Annotated in this window: 19 protein-coding genes; 14 read left to right on the plus strand and 5 right to left on the minus strand. The window is 45.7% G+C overall.

All coding sequences use genetic code 11. The annotated features are described in order from the left end of the window. The first annotated feature begins 2 nt into the window (after nt 1–2). Genes F7R24_RS02020 through F7R24_RS02035 form a run of 4 tightly spaced genes read left to right on the plus strand, consistent with a single transcriptional unit; the run spans nt 3 to nt 2,938 of the window. On the plus strand, nt 3–629 hold the full coding sequence (locus F7R24_RS02020; protein WP_151669575.1) for a flavin prenyltransferase UbiX: 627 nt from the start codon (nt 3–5) through the stop codon (nt 627–629). Beyond that, on the plus strand, nt 626–1,315 hold the full coding sequence (gene tsaB, locus F7R24_RS02025) for a tRNA (adenosine(37)-N6)-threonylcarbamoyltransferase complex dimerization subunit type 1 TsaB (RefSeq protein ID WP_151669576.1): 690 nt from the start codon (nt 626–628) through the stop codon (nt 1,313–1,315). Before F7R24_RS02020 ends, tsaB begins: the two co-directional genes overlap by 4 nt. Next, nucleotides 1,312–2,133, plus strand: coding sequence for an undecaprenyl-diphosphate phosphatase (locus F7R24_RS02030; RefSeq protein WP_151669577.1), 822 nt, complete (start codon nt 1,312–1,314; stop codon nt 2,131–2,133). The genes tsaB and F7R24_RS02030 overlap by 4 nt, the downstream gene beginning before the upstream one ends. Before the next feature lie 4 nt (nt 2,134–2,137). After that, a complete protein-coding gene (locus F7R24_RS02035) occupies nt 2,138–2,938 on the plus strand; it encodes a class I SAM-dependent methyltransferase (protein ID WP_151669578.1) in 801 nt (266 codons plus the stop codon). A 35-nt stretch (nt 2,939–2,973) separates the two neighbouring features. Here F7R24_RS02035 and F7R24_RS02040 read toward each other — a convergent pair whose 3' ends face one another. Then, nucleotides 2,974–5,229 (minus strand): 1-acyl-sn-glycerol-3-phosphate acyltransferase, encoded by a 2,256-nt coding sequence (locus F7R24_RS02040; protein WP_168926758.1) that lies wholly within the window; start codon nt 5,227–5,229, stop codon nt 2,974–2,976. A gap of 50 nt (nt 5,230–5,279) precedes the next feature. Then, nucleotides 5,280–5,492, minus strand: a complete 213-nt coding sequence (locus tag F7R24_RS02045) for a SlyX family protein (protein ID WP_151669580.1) — start codon at nt 5,490–5,492, stop codon at nt 5,280–5,282. Nucleotides 5,493–5,687: 195 nt separating this feature from the next. Here F7R24_RS02045 and F7R24_RS14880 point away from each other — a divergent pair, with 195 nt between their 5' ends. Continuing rightward, nucleotides 5,688–6,140: a cold-shock protein gene (locus tag F7R24_RS14880; protein ID WP_151669581.1), complete on the plus strand. Its 453-nt coding sequence runs from the start codon at nt 5,688–5,690 to the stop codon at nt 6,138–6,140. Between the two features lie 64 nt (nt 6,141–6,204). Here F7R24_RS14880 and F7R24_RS02055 read toward each other — a convergent pair whose 3' ends face one another. Then, nucleotides 6,205–7,035 (minus strand): M48 family metallopeptidase, encoded by an 831-nt coding sequence (locus tag F7R24_RS02055; protein ID WP_151669582.1) that lies wholly within the window; start codon nt 7,033–7,035, stop codon nt 6,205–6,207. A gap of 238 nt (nt 7,036–7,273) precedes the next feature. Between F7R24_RS02055 and F7R24_RS02060 the strand changes: the two genes are divergently transcribed. From F7R24_RS02060 to dnaB, 9 genes are all read left to right on the plus strand, one after another. Next, entirely contained in the window at nt 7,274–7,855 is a 582-nt protein-coding gene (locus F7R24_RS02060) for an anthranilate synthase component II (RefSeq protein ID WP_151669583.1), read from the plus strand. 31 nt (nt 7,856–7,886) lie between these two features. Beyond that, nucleotides 7,887–8,930, plus strand: a complete 1,044-nt coding sequence (trpD, locus tag F7R24_RS02065; protein WP_151669584.1) for an anthranilate phosphoribosyltransferase — start codon at nt 7,887–7,889, stop codon at nt 8,928–8,930. Further along, complete coding sequence (gene trpC, locus F7R24_RS02070; RefSeq protein ID WP_151669585.1) at nt 8,927–9,736, plus strand: indole-3-glycerol phosphate synthase TrpC; 810 nt, start codon at nt 8,927–8,929, stop codon at nt 9,734–9,736. The genes trpD and trpC overlap by 4 nt, the downstream gene beginning before the upstream one ends. A gap of 17 nt (nt 9,737–9,753) precedes the next feature. Continuing rightward, nucleotides 9,754–10,152, plus strand: coding sequence for an OsmC family protein (locus F7R24_RS02075; RefSeq protein WP_151669586.1), 399 nt, complete (start codon nt 9,754–9,756; stop codon nt 10,150–10,152). 118 nt (nt 10,153–10,270) lie between these two features. Beyond that, nucleotides 10,271–10,690 carry a 30S ribosomal protein S6 gene (gene rpsF, locus F7R24_RS02080; protein ID WP_151669587.1) on the plus strand — a complete coding sequence of 140 codons (420 nt, stop codon included), beginning with the start codon at nt 10,271–10,273 and terminating at the stop codon, nt 10,688–10,690. A gap of 23 nt (nt 10,691–10,713) precedes the next feature. After that, the gene (gene rpsR / locus F7R24_RS02085) at nt 10,714–10,941 is read left to right on the plus strand and encodes a 30S ribosomal protein S18 (RefSeq protein WP_151669588.1); all 228 of its coding nucleotides are present in this window, start codon (nt 10,714–10,716) and stop codon (nt 10,939–10,941) included. Nucleotides 10,942–10,977: 36 nt separating this feature from the next. Beyond that, nucleotides 10,978–11,820 (plus strand): hypothetical protein, encoded by an 843-nt coding sequence (locus F7R24_RS02090; protein WP_151669589.1) that lies wholly within the window; start codon nt 10,978–10,980, stop codon nt 11,818–11,820. 35 nt (nt 11,821–11,855) lie between these two features. Next, complete coding sequence (gene rplI / locus F7R24_RS02095) at nt 11,856–12,302, plus strand: 50S ribosomal protein L9 (protein ID WP_151669590.1); 447 nt, start codon at nt 11,856–11,858, stop codon at nt 12,300–12,302. A 158-nt stretch (nt 12,303–12,460) separates the two neighbouring features. Continuing rightward, complete coding sequence (dnaB, locus tag F7R24_RS02100) at nt 12,461–15,334, plus strand: replicative DNA helicase (RefSeq protein ID WP_151669591.1); 2,874 nt, start codon at nt 12,461–12,463, stop codon at nt 15,332–15,334. 4 nt (nt 15,335–15,338) lie between these two features. Here dnaB and F7R24_RS02105 read toward each other — a convergent pair whose 3' ends face one another. Together F7R24_RS02105 and bioA are read right to left on the minus strand one after the other, a co-directional pair. Beyond that, nucleotides 15,339–15,770 carry an acyl-CoA thioesterase gene (locus tag F7R24_RS02105; RefSeq protein ID WP_151669592.1) on the minus strand — a complete coding sequence of 144 codons (432 nt, stop codon included), beginning with the start codon at nt 15,768–15,770 and terminating at the stop codon, nt 15,339–15,341. A 36-nt stretch (nt 15,771–15,806) separates the two neighbouring features. Continuing rightward, nucleotides 15,807–17,105: an adenosylmethionine--8-amino-7-oxononanoate transaminase gene (gene bioA, locus F7R24_RS02110; RefSeq protein ID WP_151669593.1), complete on the minus strand. Its 1,299-nt coding sequence runs from the start codon at nt 17,103–17,105 to the stop codon at nt 15,807–15,809. Nucleotides 17,106–17,133 lie beyond the last annotated feature (28 nt).

Below are 17,133 nucleotides of genomic sequence, written 5' to 3' on the forward strand. Positions count from 1 at the left end.
AAATGTCTACAGAATATAGCGGGCGCATCACTTTAGCGATCACCGGTGCCTCTGGTGCCCAGTATGGCCTAAGACTATTAGAATGCTTGGTCAAAGCTAACTATCAAGTGATGGTGTTGATCTCGAAAGCCGCTCAAGTCGTGATTGCGACTGAAACCGATGAAAAGATGCCAGGTACGCCTGACGCTCAACAAAGCTATTTACAACAGCGTTATGCGGCGCAGGAAGGCCAGATTCGTGTGTTTGGACGAGAGCAATGGATGTCGCCAGTCGCATCAGGTTCGGGTGCGCCCGCAGCCATGGTGGTATGTCCTTGTAGCACCGGTACCTTATCGGCTATCGCGACCGGTGCAAGTAATAACTTGATAGAACGTGCTGCTGATGTGGCGTTAAAAGAAAGACGACAGTTGATTTTAGTGCCCAGAGAAGCACCCTTGTCCACTATTCATCTTGAGAATATGTTGTCACTTTCACGCCAGGGCGTGGTTATTTTACCAGCCGCTCCAGGTTTCTATCATAAACCGGAGCGAATTGAAGATATGATCGACTTTGTCGTGGCGCGCATTCTTAATCAATTAAAAATAGATCAAACCCTGATGCCACGCTGGGGAGAGGAGTACTTACAATGATGCGTTTGTTGGCGTTAGATACCTCCTCTGATGCATGTTCTGTCGCATTAATGCTAGGAGATGAAGTGATCGAAGACTTTCGCATCGAGCCTCGTCGTCATACGCATCTGTTGTTGCCGATGGTAGAACAAATTTTAGCTGATGCGGGTGTGACGCTATCTTCTCTGGATGCGATTGCTTTTGGTCGTGGGCCGGGTTCTTTTGCTGGAATTCGCATAGCCACAGGTGCAGCACAAGGTCTTGCGATGGCAGCTGATCTTCCACTTCTTCCCGTATCGACACTCAGTGCCTTGGCAAACAGTGAGCTTAAAAAGTCACCTGATGCGCAAGTGCTAGCTATTCTGGATGCACGAATGGATGAAGTGTATTGGTCCGTGTGTGAAGCAAAACAACAGGGTGTCAGCTTACTCCAGCCAGAACAGGTGAGTTCTCCAGATGCGGTTACAATTATCTCTGATGCAAAACCCCTAATCGCGATCGGAACGGGCTTGGTGTATCTGGATCGTTTTTCTGAAGGGATACGCAACAGCATTCAAAGCTCAGATGCAAAATGTTATCCTCGCGCATCAGAAATGCTGACCCTTGCAAAGATAGATTTTCAGCAGGGTAAGGTATTTACGCCAGAAGCGGCCCAGCCGGTATATTTACGTGACCAAGTTGCTTGGAAGAAAAAGGATCAACAATGAATTTTAGTGAATGGATTCAAGTTGCCGTATTGGCGCTGATTCAAGGACTGTCAGAATTTTTACCTATTTCAAGTTCGGCTCATTTGATTTTGCCGGCTCAATTATTAAATTGGGAAGATCAAGGATTAGCGTTTGATGTTGGTGTTCATCTAGGTACCTTAATTGCGGTGCTGATCTATTTTCGCCATGATATAAAGCAGATGTTTATTGCTTGGATAGCCTCTTTACAGGGACGCCACAGCCCTGAAGGAACCCTGAGTTGGTTAGTTATTTTGGGTACCCTGCCTGCGGTGATTGCGGGTGGGTTGTTTGTGGGTTTAGTGGAAACTTGGGGCCGTTCAATCTTAGTTATTGCATCAACAACTCTGCTGTTTGGTGCTGTGATGGGTTGGGCAGATACGAAGCGCACAGAACATCGTGAATTAAAAAACATCGGTGTTAAAGACGCGGTTTGGATAGGATTAGCTCAAGCCATGTCACTGATTCCGGGTACTTCACGATCCGGTGCAACCATTACGATGGCGCTGTTGCTAGGGTTTGATCGTGCGTCTGCAGCCCGTTTTTCTTTTTTGTTGTCCATTCCTGTAACCCTAGGGGCCTGTATCATGATGGCTAGTCGCGTGACCTCAGGTGATAGTATTTTGCCATTACATATGCTGTTTGCTGGTGCAGTGATTGCTGGAATTAGTGCTTGGATGTGTATTCACTTCTTCCTGAAATGGATTGCTAAGATCGGGATGATGCCTTTCGTCATTTATCGAATGATTCTCGGTGCTATTTTGTTGTTCATCTATTTCAATTTGCCTGCCGTCAGTTAAGCCTATGGCAGAATTTTTGCCCTTAGCCTGTGCATGGCAACATGAATTGTATAAGCCTCAAGCGAGTGCTTTAGCTGACACTTTGGGTCTGCCTTGTGTAGAAGTCCATGAGTATGCTGATGTCCCTTACAAATACCTTTTGCTGTTTACCGAGAATGGACTGGCTATTCAGCCCTGTGGGACAAAAGCGTCAGGACCTATCTGGGTGGATTTTGTCGGTGGCGCGGTAGGTCATCGCCGTCAGTTCGGTGGTGGTCAAGGGCAGATGATCGCCAAAGCCTGCGGTGTTGGTAAAGGTCTGCGTCCCCGTATTGCAGATGTGACAGCGGGTTTAGGGCGAGATGCGTTTGTGCTTGCCAGTCTCGGTTGTCATGTCGAGATGGTGGAGCGTTCCATCGTTATTTTTAGTTTGCTTAAAGATGGTATGCAACGAGCGAAGCAACACGCCGACTTGCAGTCGATTATTGAACGAATGCATGTTCAGCATGCACAAGCTCTGGACTGGTTGACAGCTGCAGCGGGTCGTCCTGAAGAGCAGCGCCCAGAGGTAGTCTATCTTGATCCTATGTTTCCTCATCGGGATAAAACTGCCTTGGTGAAGAAGGAGATGTTGGTTTTTCGCGATTTAGTGGGTGCGGATGACGATGCCGACCTACTTTTAGAGGCGGCTTTAGGCGCTGCAGAATGCCGAGTGGTGGTGAAACGTCCAAGAAAAGCTCCCTATCTAATGAATCGCTCACCTTCATACCAATTAGATGGAAAAAGCAGTCGCTTTGATATCTATGCGCTTAAAAAGCTAAGCTAGTCGTGTTCTGTGTTCGCTTAACCAGCTAGCCGCAGCTAGCTAGAAATCCCCTTATCAACCAACCATTGGTTAGCTTTTTCAATAACGGGCGCTGGAAATAGCTTGTCAGCGAGCTTAAGTACGTTGTCTAGAGGTCGCGTCAATTGCAGTTTTTCTGCATTGCCAGTGAGTATATCTTCTTCAAGCATTTGTTCTGTCATGCCTTCAAAAACTCGCCTGTCTGCATACTCTGGTGCTGCATAACCATAGTGAAGATGGATATGAAGTGCTAGCTCCCTGGTCGTTTCCATCAGTTCAATTTCGCTTGCCTGCTGTAAGCGGGTAATGACTAAAATTAGCAAGTATTGACGGAGTAGAACCGGTTCAGCTAAGCGAATAAGATGCTTTGCCAAAGGCTTAAGTTTGGTTGATGGCTCTAATCCATCCATTTTGTTGGCGAGTAACTGATGTTCTTTTAGTCGATCACGTGCTTTATGAATTAACTTAAGATCGAGATCTCCTTTAGGGTCAGGTAAGTTAAGCTCAGCGCGGATATAGGGATAAACAGCACGTAGAAGTCGAGTTTGTGTGCTGGTTCCAGAGGAAGCTAGGCGCCGTGAGAACAGCAATATCAAGCCAGGTAAAATCAACTGATGCATCAACATATTTCGATAAAAGGTCAACTCAGCGGCCTGGTCTGATGTCAGTGCGATAGCGTTTTGTCCCCGGCTAATTTGTTCACGAAAAGCGGCTTGTTCGATCCAGTTTTGTGGGCTATCCAAAGGAGTTGATACACCACTATCTGAAAGCCAAGTCGTTAGCTCAGCTAAGCGCGCGTTCAGCTCTGCCTCGCGCATCTGTTGATGAGGTGCGGAGAGTAAAATACTGGCTATTAACGACATTTGTGAGGCACTAAAGGCTTGATTGATGCGCTCAATAATTTCTCGACCAATGATTGATGCTGATGGCGGTGAATTTGATAAATGCGGCTCTCTGGTTAACTTAAGTGTTTCGCCAAAACTGATGCTTACCTCACCATAGCGCTGGAATAAAATACGTAATGATTTGAGCGTGTCTAACAGGTTTTCTTTAGATTTGGCTCCACCAGAAAGCTCTTTTTGATAGCTTTGGCTTTCGACGAGACGGTCATAACTGATAGAAACCGGTATCAGTGCCAAAGGTTTTTCGGGTGCTTGCCACCAAGCATCTAATGTCATTTTAAGTAAACCAGCTTTAGCTGTCAGTAATCGACCACTTCGGCTACGACCCCCTTCAATAAAGTATTCGATACTATGGCCACGATGCAGCATTAAGGTTAGGTATTGTCTAAAAATGACCGCATACAGAGGGTCGTCTTTAAAGCTTCGGCGCATAAAAATAGCGCCACCGCGTCGTAAAATACCGCCGATAACAGGGATGTTTAAATTATCCCCTGCCGCCACATGTGGCACCATTAAACCGTGACGATAGAGTAGCCAAGACAGCAGGATGTAGTCTAAATGGCTGCGATGGCAGGGCAGATATACTAGGTTATGAGTCAGGGCAAGTTGTTGAATTTGATCTAGCCCCTGAAGGTTGATGCGGCTAAAGAGTCGGTGCAGTAAAAAGTGTATTAAGTGGTTCAAGATGCGCGCGGTCGACGGACTAAAGTCAGCAACAATTGCATCAATCGCTTCTGTCGCTTGTTTTTCAGCTTGGGTGCTCGTCAATCCTTTCTTTAAGGCGGTTTCCGTAATCGCTTTTTTGACTTCAGGCGAAGCTAGCACCTGGTCCATTAAGGTTCTTCGATGGGAAAGGTCGGGTCCTAGTATGGCTTGTCGACAGCGTTGAAAGTGCGTTCTCAGCACCCACACTGCCCGTCGAGCCACTTCAGTATCACTAATATTTGGTTTAATTAAATCGTTCAAAATCAGGGGTTCATCAATCCGAACTAGAGTAGATCGTCCGTTCAGGAGTAATTTCAGGAAGCGAGTGAATTTACCATGAGTGTGCCAGCTTTCTGTCAGAGCAGTCTGTAAGCACGCCTGTTGAGTGTTCGGAAGATGCCCTGCCATGATCATAACAGGCTGAAGTTTTATAGATCGATCGGGATCATTGCGCTGCAAAGAAACCAAGTTTTCGATTTGTTGACGAAGGCTATCGATATCTTGATTGTTGATAGCGGTAATACGATGCGAATCATAGGGTAGCTTAACTTGGCGTAATCTGTTTTCTAAAATCAGCCGATCTGCGGTAAAGGGTTTTTCCAATACATAGATCGTATCCTTGTGATCGCTAAGTTCGCCACTTCCAGAGATGCGTTCACGAATCATTAATCTGAGTATTAGCCGGTAAACTCTATTTTTTATGCTCATCTGAGATATTAATAATGTGGCGGCGGTTGATTATTGTCACTCAGCGGCTGCCCTTCGCTGAACTCTTTTATCCGTTGAGTTAAATGATGAATCATTCGTGTCATTTTATCTAGTTCCAGTTCTTGTCTTGCTATCGTGTCGCTTAATTGATCGATAGCGGCCTCTTGAAAGGCGACACGAGACTCAAGATTTTGTAAGGATTCGTTATCACACATGTTCATTCAGGTCTCTGCATTTGATGGATCGAATAAATTGAATGTTGGCTTCTTGTTTATAACGCATTGAAAAAAGGCGCTAAATAATATATACCTACTTGTTTGGTGGCTTAAGGAAGTGTGCGTAATAGAATGGATCCCAGCCCTAGCCATCATTTGACTATAAATAATCTGTTGTGAAAAGTGAAAGAGATAAGATATATGAGTGGTAATCAATTGATAAAAGTAATTGTTTTTGCAGTCATTGTGGCTGTTTTAGTGGGCGTCGCTCAGGCGGTTTCAGGTGGTAATCTTTGGGTGATTGTTGCGGTTGCCTTTGTAACCTCGATGATTACAGGTTTTGTACTGAGTGTTCCTGCTGCGAATGTCGCATCATCTCAAAGAGATTCTGGTTATGCAGATGATCAAGATGATGATGAAGACGAATTTACTAATGGACCGGATGATCGTGAAACAGGGAGTGTGAAGTGGTTTAATGTGTCTAAAGGGTTTGGTTTTATTACCCGTGAAAACGGTGATGATGTGTTTGTACATTTCCGCAATATACGTGGACGTGGTCATCGCTCCTTAAATGAAGGGCAGCGTGTTAAATTTTATGTTCGTGAAAGTGACAAGGGTCTTCAGGCTGAAGATGTGTCTATTTTACGTGTTTAAGAGTTTCAAGCCCTAAACAAAAACGGCTGCTTTTGCAGCCGTTTTTGTTAACTAAGTCATGTGATTATCTAGGTGGTGTGCAACGGGGAACTCTTCCCTGTCGACGCGCATTTTCGAATTTAACCATCGCTTCTGGCATCGACTCTTGTAAAGTGCGAATTCGCGTACCATGACCTGGGTGAGTGGATAAAAATTCGACCGGGCTTCCTCCAGCTTTCTGGCGCATGTTTTCCCAGAGTTGAATGCTTTCCCGCGGATCAAAGCCTGCTCTAGCCATTAAATCCAAACCAATCAGGTCCGCTTCAATTTCATGCTGGCGCGAGAAAGGCAGTAAGATACCTACCTGAGCCCCTAAGCCGAGTGCTGCAAGCATCCGCTCATCCGTACCACCTTCGGTTGCCAGTGCCGCGCTGGCGATAGCAAGTCCCATCTGTGTGGCAAAGGTTGTCGATGCTCGCTCATTGCCATGGCGCGCTTGTACATGCCCAATTTCGTGTCCGATAACCGCAGCCAATTGATCGGGATTAGTGGCGACATTCAACATTCCCCGATAAACACCAATTTTTTGCCCTGGTAAGGCAAAGGCGTTGGGAGTTTCATCGGCAAAGACAATCACTTCCCACTCACCTGAAGGTGTCCCAGCAACGGCAAATAAAGCATCTGAGATACATTGAACGTAAGTCTGTGTAGGTCGGTGGTTGTAGACTTTTTCCTGTTCTTTGATCTGCGCGAAGCTGGCTTGTCCCATACTGGCCATTTGTGACTCACTGAACATGGTCAGTTGCGAACGTCCGGTAGGTGACGTAGCACAGCCAGTCAGTATTGCGAGTATTAGCAACAAGCCTAATGGTAACGTTAGTACTCGTAGATCATGAATCGAGCGAAGGTGTTGCATGATAAGTTCCTGTTCTGTTTTAAGTCTTCAATGTTTCTGTTGCAGAGCCATCAGTTGAAGTTAATTCAATTATCAGTATCTTAGCTGACTGTAATCTGAATCGGAATGAGAGATGAACGTAATCAGGGGTTTCGAATAGTGAATGTTTACTCTATTCTTGTGCGCTTGAATTTATTAGCCGCTCGAATTGAGGCGGATCTGGTTAATCTATTTTGAACATCATTTGGGTACCGTAGATATGATCCTAGTGATCGATAATTACGACAGCTTCACTTGGAACTTGGTGCATTATCTTCGTGAGCTACAGCAGCAAGTCACTGTATTTCGTAATGATGAACTCTCTTTGCAGGATATTATTCGTTTGGCACCAGAGCGCTTGTTGATCTCTCCAGGGCCTTGTACGCCGAATGAAGCGGGTATTTCATTACAGGCAATCACTGAGTTTGCTGGGAAGTTACCGATACTCGGTGTTTGTTTAGGTCATCAAGCGATAGGTCAGGCACTGGGTGGTATTGTTGTTAGAGCAAGAAAAGTCATGCATGGCAAAACATCCGCTGTATATCATAGTAATATAGGGGTGTTTCAGGGATTGCCGAATCCGTTACAGGTGACTCGATATCACTCTCTGGTTTTAGACCCAGACTCTTTACCTAGTGATATTGAAATAACTGCTTGGACTCAAGATGAACAAGGGCAAATGGATGAGGTGATGGGTATTCGTCATAAACATTATCCATTAGAGGGTGTGCAATTTCATCCTGAAGCTATTTTGACTCAAGAAGGTCATGGTCTGCTGGCGAATTTTTTAACAATGAAATGATGAACCGCGAAGGCTTAATAGGAGAAGAATAATGCAAATACAAGAAGCGCTAAGCTGGGTGGTTGATCACTTGGATTTGAGCAGGGCGCAAATGGTGGATGTCATGAGACAGATCATGACCGGACAGTGTAGCGATGCACAGATGGGTGCTTTTTTAGTGGCCTTGAGAATGAAAAGTGAATCCATTGATGAAATTGCTGGGGCTGCACAAGTGATGCGCGAACTGGCAACCCCCGTAAAAACTCAGGCTACGCGTTTAGTGGATATCGTGGGTACTGGGGGTGATGGTGCCAACCTATTCAATATTTCCTCGGCTTCTTCGTTTGTTGCCGCGGCAGCTGGCGTTCATGTGGCTAAGCACGGTAATCGTGCAGTGTCGTCTAGCAGTGGCAGTGCTGATCTACTCGAAGCGGCGGGTATTAATCTTAATCTAACCGCTGATCAAGTTGCTGCATGCATTGATCAGGTGGGTGTTGGCTTTATGTTTGCGCCTGCTCATCATGGTGCTATGCGACACGCTATCGGTGTGCGTAAGTCACTGGGTATTCGTACTCTGTTTAATATCTTAGGTCCCATGACGAATCCAGCTGGCGTAAAGCATCTGGTCATCGGCGTGTTTAGTAAGCCTCTGTGTCGTCCGATGGCGGAAGTAATGCAGCAGTTAGGGGCTGAACACGTGTTGGTTGTGCATGCTGATGATGGTTTAGATGAAATTAGCTTGGCGACAGCGACCCATGTTGCGGAACTTAAAGACGGTGTTGTTAAAGAATATAACATTACGCCTGAGGTCTTAGGGATAGAAAGCCAAAGCTTGATCGGTTTAGAAGTGAAGGCTCCAGAGGATTCGCTGCAACTGATCCGCAAAGCGTTTTCAAATAGTGAAGAGTCAGTAGCGCGAAAAGCACGCTCAATTATTGCGCTGAATGCTGGAGCTGCTATTTGGTTAGCCGGACAGGCAGACAGCCATCAACAAGGTGTGCAAAAAGCGTTAGAAGTGATGCAAGACGGACGTGCCGCAAACAAAATGGCGGCGCTTGCCGAGTTCAGTCAACAGTTCACTGAGACAGCAGAATGAATGATACTCCGACCATTTTAAAGAAGATAATTCAACGAAAGCGCGAAGAAGTGGCTGAGCGCTCAGCACAAGTCAGTCTTCAGGACTTGCAAACGAAAATTGCAGCACAGCAGGGTAGTGATAAAGACCCACGTGGTTTTGTTAACGCGCTTGAGCGCTCTATTGCGTCAGGACGCTCTGCCATTATCGCGGAGGCGAAAAAAGCCAGTCCCTCAAAAGGCGTGATTCGCGAAAACTTCGATCCGGCAGCGATTGCACAAAGTTATGAAAAAGCGGGTGCAAGCTGTTTGTCAGTATTAACAGATGTCGACTTTTTTATGGGTTCGGATCGTAATCTGCTGTTGGCCAGAGAGGCCTGCAACTTACCGGTGATTCGTAAAGATTTCATCGTCGATCCCTATCAGATTTATGAAGCAAGAATGCTGGGAGCGGATTGTATTTTGTTGATTGTAGCCGCCTTGAGCGATCAGCAGTTGTCTGAGTTAGCAGACTTAACCCAATCCTTAGGTATGGATGTTCTTGTTGAAGTGCATGGTGCTGATGAGCTTCAGCGTGCGTTGCCGTTGAATACACGTTTGATTGGTATTAATAATCGTGACCTTCATAGCTTTGAAGTATCACTGAATAACACCTTTGATCTATTAAGCGCTATTCCTGATGATCGTATTGTGGTGACAGAAAGCGGTATCAATACCCCTGATGACGTCGCACAGATGCGTGCTCAGGGTGTGCAAAGCTTCTTGGTTGGCGAGTCTTTTATGCGTGCCGACGATCCAGGTGAAAAACTTAAAGCACTGTTTGCTTAATAGCAGGAGAAAAGACGATGCAAGCCAAGGTTGAATGGAAAGGTGATCTACGTTTTAACGCCACCAGTGGCAGTGGTTTTGATGTGATGATAGATGCCGATCTACAGCAAGGGCCTCGTCCGATGGAGTTAGTACTCATGGGACTAGGTGGCTGTACCAGCTACGATGTTGTGCAAATTTTAAAAAAATCACGTCAGCAAGTAACCGGCTGTCGTGCTGAAATCACCTCGGAAAGAGCAGAGTCAGTTCCTGCTGTTTTTACCAAAATACATGTCCATTTCGTCGTAACGGGCGAGGCGCTGAAGCCTAACTTGGTTGAACGAGCCGTTAAGCTCTCTGCTGAGCAATACTGCTCTGCATCCCTGATGCTTGAGCGTGGCGGTGTGAAGATTACTCATAGTTTTGAAATAGTCTAGTTACAGATTGTGATTGTTTGAAGAGTCACGTATAATTTCGACTCCGTTTTATTTGTTCAACTCCTTGCTTCCTGTCACATAGGGTGAAGAGGGGGCTGCAAAACCGTAAGGAGCAAAAATGCGTCATTATGAAATCGTATTTCTGGTTCATCCGAATCAGAGCGAACAAGTTCCAGCTATGTTGGAACGCTACAAGAATTTGATCGAAGGTGCTGAAGGCACGATTCACCGTCTAGAAGACTGGGGTCGTCGTCAAATGGCTTATCCGATCAACAATGCTCACAAAGCACACTATGTTCTAATGAACATTGAGTGTAACCAAGAAACCTTGGATGAGCTGGAAAGCCTTTTCCGTTACAACGATGCGGTTCTGCGTAGCATGATCCTGCGTTGTAAAGAAGCCGTTACTGAAGTTTCTCCTATCAAAGCAGCTGAGTCACGTGAAGAGCGTAAGCCCCGCCGTGAAGATCGCTCAGAGCGTCAGTCTCGCGACGAAGAGTCGACTGATGAGTATGAGCAGGAAACTGCTGAAGATTAATCTGAATTATAGGAGAAAGGAAAATGGCACGTTTTTTCCGCCGTCGTAAATTCTGTCGTTTCACTGCAGAAGGCACTACCCAGATCGACTATAAAGATCTGGAAACTTTAAAAGCTTACATTACTGAAACTGGCAAGATCGTACCTAGCCGTATTACTGGCACTAAAGCACGTTACCAGCGTCAACTAGCTACTGCTATCAAGCGTGCTCGTTACATTGCGTTGCTGCCATACACTGACGGTCACGAGTAAGGTAATTAACGCTAAGTAAGGATAGGAGTTAACGCCGTGCGAGCCCTTGCAGAAACGCTATTAAAGGGTCGCAATCAGGCGATTATGGTGGTTGTTATTGCCGCCATGTTACCTCTGCTCTACTGGGTTAGTGCAGCAGGGGTTGCTCTGATTACCCTACGAAAGGGTGTATCAGAAGGTGCAAAACTATTGTTTTGGGCCGTATTGCCAAGTTTTTTCTGGATTTTTTCCGGTGATCCATCGGCAATATTGGTGATTTCAGGAACGTATGTGTTGGCAGTGTTGCTTCGCCAAACCGTTTCCTGGCAAAAAGTTTTGATTGCCATTATACCGCTAGGTGTCGTGTGCAGTCTGATACTCGATGTAGGATTGGCTCCATTATTGGATCAAATCGCGACATCGGTTCAACAACTTGCCAGTGAACGTGGTGCAGCATTCCAAGACTGGTCAGAATCGCGAGTGCGAGGTCTACTGGTAGGGGTTGTCAGCGCATTTCAAGTAGCCAGTATGTTGGGTTGCTTGATGCTAGCAAGAAGTTGGCAAGCTGCTTTGTTTAATCCAGGTGGTTTCCAATCCGAGTTTCATCAGTTAAGACTGCCGGTCATATTGGCTGTCGCTCTTGCACTGGTGTTATTGGCTAGCAAAATGACTGGAATTGATATTTCAAGATGGTTTGCACTGCTACTTCTACCACTGGTTGTGGCAGGATTAGCCTTGATACACGGGCTGGTTTCTAAGCGGGGACTGAATAAAGGCTGGTTGGTAGCGACTTACGCATCGATCATTTTAGTCGGTCCCTATATGGTTACATTGTTGGTGATACTGGCATGCGTAGATGCATTAATGGATCTACGGGCTAAAGTTCCAGCAAAGAATTAAGATACTGCAATCTGCAGAAAAAAGAGGTTTACGAGATGGAAGTTATTCTGCTCGAAAATATTGGTAAATTGGGTAGTTTAGGTGACAAAGTTGCTGTTAAAGGCGGCTACGGACGTAACTACTTAGTACCTCAGGGTAAAGCGGTTGCAGCAACTGCTGCTAACGTTGCAAAGTTTGAAGAGCGTCGTGCAGAGCTAGAAGCAGCCGCTGCTGCTAAACTCGCTGAAGCACACACGCGTTCCGAAGCACTGAATGAATTTGCACTGACCATGCTTGGTAAAGCAGGTGAAGAAGGTAAATTGTTTGGTTCTATCGGTACTCGCGATATCGCAGAAGCGCTGACTTCAGCAGGTCATGCTGTTGATAAGAGTGAAGTGCGTTTACCAGAAGGCACTATCCGCCATGTTGGTGAATTCTCTGTTGATATTCAGTTACACCCTGAAGTGACTGCAAGCATCACTTTGACGGTTGCTGCTGAGTAATTCTGCTTTATTCTAAATGCCTGGTAAGTGTGAGCTAAAGCGCTAACTTATCAGGCATTTTTGTTTTTACCGCAACACAATTTTTTCCAAGCTGTACCCCTCCGCACAATATCGCTAGAATAGTCATTTCCTGATTTTACGCCTCGGTATCACGTCCAATGGATTTCGCTGAACAGACACAGGACACGATCGACTCGATCAAGTCGCCTCCGTTTTCACTTGAAGCAGAGCAATCCGTACTGGGTGGCTTGATGCTTGATAATCAAGCATGGGATGCAGTCTCTGAAATTTTGGTTGATAGCCATTTCTATCGACCCGACCATCGAATGATTTTCCGCACCTTGCAGAAGTTAGTGGATGAAAATCGTCCATTTGATGTCATTACCCTCTCTGAAGAGTTAGATCGATCAGGAGAATTAGAGCGAGCCGGTGGTCTTGAATACCTGGTTGAGCTAGCCAGAAATACACCCAGCACCAGTAACATTCGTGCCTATGCTGAAATCGTTCGTGATAGGGCGCTGCTACGGCAGATGATTCAGGTGGCGAATGAAATCGCCGACAGTGCCTTTCAGCCACAGGGCCGTGCTTCGGAAGAAATTCTAAACGAAGCGGAACAAAAGATTTTCCAGATTGCTGAAAACCGCCCTAATCAAGGCGGGCCAGAACCTATTAATCCGCTGCTAAAACGTGCCGTTGAACGTATTGACCATCTTTTTAATAACGCCGATGCATTGACGGGTGTCACAACCGGCTTTGACGATCTGGATGCCCGCACTGGTGGTTTACAACCCTCTGATTTAATTATTGTGGCAGCACGGCCCTCGATGGGGAAATGCATCGTATCCGGTTCTCTTTTAGTAGATCCAATAACAGGTGCACGCATAACGATTGATGAGATGGTAAAGCATCAGAAAGCAGATGTTCTAAGTCTGAACAATCATTTCAAATTAGAGCGACGAAAGGCAAGTGCATTCGTTGATGATGGCCTCAAGCCCGTTTATCGAGTAAGGACAGCCCTAGGTAGAACTATTGAAACCACACTGACACATCCATTTTTAACCGCTTACGGCTGGCAGCCTTTGGCGAAAGTAAATCTCAATGATGTAATTGCGGTGCCACGCAAACTTCCTGTTTTTGGTAGCAAATCTATCGCGGAATATAAAATTAAAACACTGGCCTACTTTCTAGGAGATGGAGGTACAACGCAAAGTTCACCCATTTTTACGAATACTAATGCACAAATCATGGATGATTTTATCGTCGCAGTTGAAAGCTTTGGATCGATTAAAGTCTGTCGTACCGAGCTTTCAGATCGTGCTCCAAGTTATAGAGTGGCAGGCCGTAGCGATGATCCTGTATCGACAAGACAGTTCTTTGCCGAATTGTTAAATAAGGCGATTAATCTTGCTGGATATACCGGTAAACAGTTAGCTGCACAGTTAGGTACTGCGGTATCGACCATTAGTCATTGGCGTAATGCGATTGCTGTTCCATCCCCTCGTCTTTATGGCGAGCTATGTGGTGTATTAGGTGATGAGTTCCAGGCAACATCACAACCGTTGTTTGAGTCCGCTTCGACATTATTTAATCCAGTGACTCAATACCTAAAGCAAAATCAGCTTTGGGGTAAACTCTCCTATGAGAAAGCTGTTCCTGAGATAGTGTTTCAGTTGCCACGTGATCAGGTAGCGTTATTTTTGAATCGACTCTTTGCCTGTGATGGTGGGGTGTCGGTTAGTAACTCGGGTCAAGTCAGGCTGACTTATGGCAGTGCCAGTGAAGTTCTTGCCGAACAAATTCAACATCTTTTGCTGCGCTTTGGTGTTATTGCTAAACGGCGCGAGAAACACCATCACGAGCGTGTGCAGTATGAAATTGAAGTGCTTGATCAAACCAGTGTTAAGCGCTTTTGTACTGAGATAGGTATCTTCGGCAAAGAGGCTAAGGTTTTAGAAGCCCAGTGCATCCTGAAAGATCGACGTTCACATAGCAATCTAGACGCACTCCCTGAAACTGCAATTGATTACTTGCTAAGCCTCAAGAATGAACGTAGTTGGTCAGAAATATTCGCTGCCAAAGGGCTTACTCTTCCTGACGGATATAATCCTCATTTATCGGGTAGAAGTCGCCGTCAATTGAGTCGTCGGAGAGCCGCTGAGTTTGCAGCACTCCTAGATGATCAGTATCTAGCCAAGTTGAGTACTTCAGATATTTATTGGGATAAAGTTGTTGCTATCGAATATCAAGGTTATAAGCAGGTTTATGACCTGACCGTACCAGAACTACATAACTTTGTCGCTCAAGATTTCTTTGTACATAACACCACCTTCGCGATGAATTTGGTCGAAAACGCGCTGATGGGAACGCAGCGGCCAGTATTGGTGTTTAGTTTGGAGATGCCTGCTGACCAGTTGGTCACGCGTATGTTGTCATCCTTGGGTAAGATTGATCAGACTCGGGTCCGTAACGGGCAGTTGCTGGAAGAGGATTGGCCAAAGCTGACAACGGCGGTCAATATGCTGAAAGGTAAGCCTTTGTTTATTGACGATACGGCAGGGATTAGTCCGAATGAAATGCGAACTCGTGCTCGTCGCATTGTTCGAGAGCAGGGTGATCTGGGCATGATCATGGTCGACTACCTTCAGCTGATGCAATTAAAAACGGGTAAGTCAGAAGGTAGAACCGCAGAGATATCAGAGATCTCTCGCTCGTTAAAAGCCTTAGCCAAAGAGATGCAGTGCCCTGTGGTCGCTTTGTCTCAGTTGAACCGAAGCCTTGAAAATCGTCCTAACAAACGCCCGGTAAACTCAGATCTTCGTGAATCGGGAGCGATCGAACAAGATGCAGACGTTATTATGTTCATCTACCGTGATGAGGTTTATAACGAAGACAGTCCAGAGAAAGGTGTGGCTGAGATAATTATCGGTAAGCAGCGTAACGGACCTATCGGAACGTCACGCCTTGCCTTTATCGGTAAATATACCCGCTTCGAAAATCTCAGCCATATTCATTATGATTATGCAGATGAATAATCGCTTAGGTTTCTTTTAACATACGATCTTTAAACGCAGCCGGAACAGGGACAACCTTTCTGGCTTCGTAATCAAAAAAGACGATGCCGGTCTTCGCATGAGCGATCTCTTTGGCATCTTTCTTGTTGGTGAGCAGGTAGTAAAGATCACAGCCATATTTATTAAAGTCTGCGACGGCAATATCTATCTGTAACAACTCGCGATGAAATCCTTCAGCTTTATACACAATGGCAGAGTCGGTCATGATGATGCCATAGCCCTCAATATCTAGTTCTGAATACTGATATTGATTAAGAAAGCGAATGCGCGCTTCATGAATGATTGATAGCATCGCGTCATTACTTAAATGTCCGCCATAGTTGATGTCGCTGATGCGAATCGGAATTTCGGTGGTGAACACATAGTTGTCCGGCATATCAATTTTGATGCGTGGCATGAGGTTACCTTATGTTAATACACTGACTTGAGATTGCTAATCTAATCGTTGAATCACGGTTAATATGGATTCACACAGCAATTTTAGTTCGGCTGGCTGAATTATGTAAGGTGGCATGATGTAGACCAGTTTACCAAAAGGCCTGACCCAGACGCCGGCATCCACAAACCAAGGCTGTACTTGATGAAGATTGACGGGATGATGCAACTCTATAACCCCTATAGCGCCGAGACATCGTACCTCGGCTACTTGTGGGAGTTGTGATGCAGGTTCTAGGTGGTGCTTGAGCTGTGTTTCTATCGCATGAATCTTGGCTTGCCAATCTTGTTCTAACAGCAGATCGAGACTCTCACAGGCAATCGCACAAGCCAGTGGGTTTGCCATAAACGTAGGCCCATGCATAAAACAGCCAGCACCACTGGAAGAGATCACCTCTGCGATATGAGCCTGTGTCAGTGTCGCGGCTAAGGTTAAATAACCTCCTGTTAGTGCTTTTCCAAGGCAAAGAATATCAGGAGTGATCTGGGCATGTTGGCAAGCAAACAGTGCTCCCGTTCGACCAAATCCTGTTGCAATTTCATCTGCGATGAGTAGCACATCATACTGATCACAGAGTCTTCGGGCGTGACGCAGGTAATCAGCAGAATAAAAACGCATGCCACCTGCGCCTTGGACAATGGGTTCTAAGATGAATGCTGCTACTTCATGATGATGCTTTGCAAAGGTTTCTTCTAAAGCCGTTAAGTCGCTCTGGCAAATAGTGGTTTGCCAAGGTGATTGAGGTGCTGGCAGAAATATTTGCTCGCTTAGATTACCTTTAAACAGTTGATGCATGCCGGTGACCGGATCACAGACTGACATGGCCGCAAAGGTATCACCGTGATAACCACGACGCAGGCTCATTAAGCGATGCTTTTCAGGTCGTCCGAGTGATTGTTGATACTGAATCGCCATTTTGATCGCCACTTCCACACTGACCGATCCTGAATCTGAGAAAAACACTCGATCTAATCCATCGGGCGTTATATCAACTAAGCGCTTAGCCAGTTCTATCGCAGGTTGGTGGGTTAAGCCACCAAACATTACATGTGAAAATCTATCCAGTTGTTGTTTAGCTGCTTGATTCAGTCGTGGATGTTTGTAGCCATGGATAACAGACCACCAAGATGCCATACCGTCGATAACTTTTCGCCCATCGGCTAATTCTAGATAAACACCTTCAGCATCGGTCACCATAAACACAGGACTCGGTTGATTCATCGAGGTATAAGGATGCCATATATGCTGACGATCAAACTGCAACGACTGTTCTTGAAAAGGGCTAATCAATGACATGGATATTCCGAGATCTGAAGAGTTTTGG

It is taken from the genome of Nitrincola schmidtii, assembly GCF_008973715.1.
GTDB classification, from domain to species: Bacteria; Pseudomonadota; Gammaproteobacteria; order Pseudomonadales; family Balneatricaceae; genus Nitrincola; species Nitrincola schmidtii.

What these genes read in the sequence shown, in the direction of transcription:
- F7R24_RS02020 (WP_151669575.1), top strand. Translation starts at nt 3, where the DNA reads ATGTCTACAGAATATAGCGGGCGCATCACTTTAGCGATCACCGGTGCC.
- tsaB (WP_151669576.1), top strand. Translation starts at nt 626, where the DNA reads ATGATGCGTTTGTTGGCGTTAGATACCTCCTCTGATGCATGTTCTGTC.
- F7R24_RS02030 (WP_151669577.1), top strand. Translation starts at nt 1,312, where the DNA reads ATGAATTTTAGTGAATGGATTCAAGTTGCCGTATTGGCGCTGATTCAA.
- F7R24_RS02035 (WP_151669578.1), top strand. Translation starts at nt 2,138, where the DNA reads ATGGCAGAATTTTTGCCCTTAGCCTGTGCATGGCAACATGAATTGTAT.
- F7R24_RS02040 (WP_168926758.1), bottom strand. Translation starts at nt 5,229, where the DNA reads ATGATTCGTGAACGCATCTCTGGAAGTGGCGAACTTAGCGATCACAAG.
- F7R24_RS02045 (WP_151669580.1), bottom strand. Translation starts at nt 5,492, where the DNA reads ATGAACATGTGTGATAACGAATCCTTACAAAATCTTGAGTCTCGTGTC.
- F7R24_RS14880 (WP_151669581.1), top strand. Translation starts at nt 5,688, where the DNA reads ATGAGTGGTAATCAATTGATAAAAGTAATTGTTTTTGCAGTCATTGTG.
- F7R24_RS02055 (WP_151669582.1), bottom strand. Translation starts at nt 7,035, where the DNA reads ATGCAACACCTTCGCTCGATTCATGATCTACGAGTACTAACGTTACCA.
- F7R24_RS02060 (WP_151669583.1), top strand. Translation starts at nt 7,274, where the DNA reads ATGATCCTAGTGATCGATAATTACGACAGCTTCACTTGGAACTTGGTG.
- trpD (WP_151669584.1), top strand. Translation starts at nt 7,887, where the DNA reads ATGCAAATACAAGAAGCGCTAAGCTGGGTGGTTGATCACTTGGATTTG.
- trpC (WP_151669585.1), top strand. Translation starts at nt 8,927, where the DNA reads ATGAATGATACTCCGACCATTTTAAAGAAGATAATTCAACGAAAGCGC.
- F7R24_RS02075 (WP_151669586.1), top strand. Translation starts at nt 9,754, where the DNA reads ATGCAAGCCAAGGTTGAATGGAAAGGTGATCTACGTTTTAACGCCACC.
- rpsF (WP_151669587.1), top strand. Translation starts at nt 10,271, where the DNA reads ATGCGTCATTATGAAATCGTATTTCTGGTTCATCCGAATCAGAGCGAA.
- rpsR (WP_151669588.1), top strand. Translation starts at nt 10,714, where the DNA reads ATGGCACGTTTTTTCCGCCGTCGTAAATTCTGTCGTTTCACTGCAGAA.
- rplI (WP_151669590.1), top strand. Translation starts at nt 11,856, where the DNA reads ATGGAAGTTATTCTGCTCGAAAATATTGGTAAATTGGGTAGTTTAGGT.
- dnaB (WP_151669591.1), top strand. Translation starts at nt 12,461, where the DNA reads ATGGATTTCGCTGAACAGACACAGGACACGATCGACTCGATCAAGTCG.
- F7R24_RS02105 (WP_151669592.1), bottom strand. Translation starts at nt 15,770, where the DNA reads ATGCCACGCATCAAAATTGATATGCCGGACAACTATGTGTTCACCACC.
- bioA (WP_151669593.1), bottom strand. Translation starts at nt 17,105, where the DNA reads ATGTCATTGATTAGCCCTTTTCAAGAACAGTCGTTGCAGTTTGATCGT.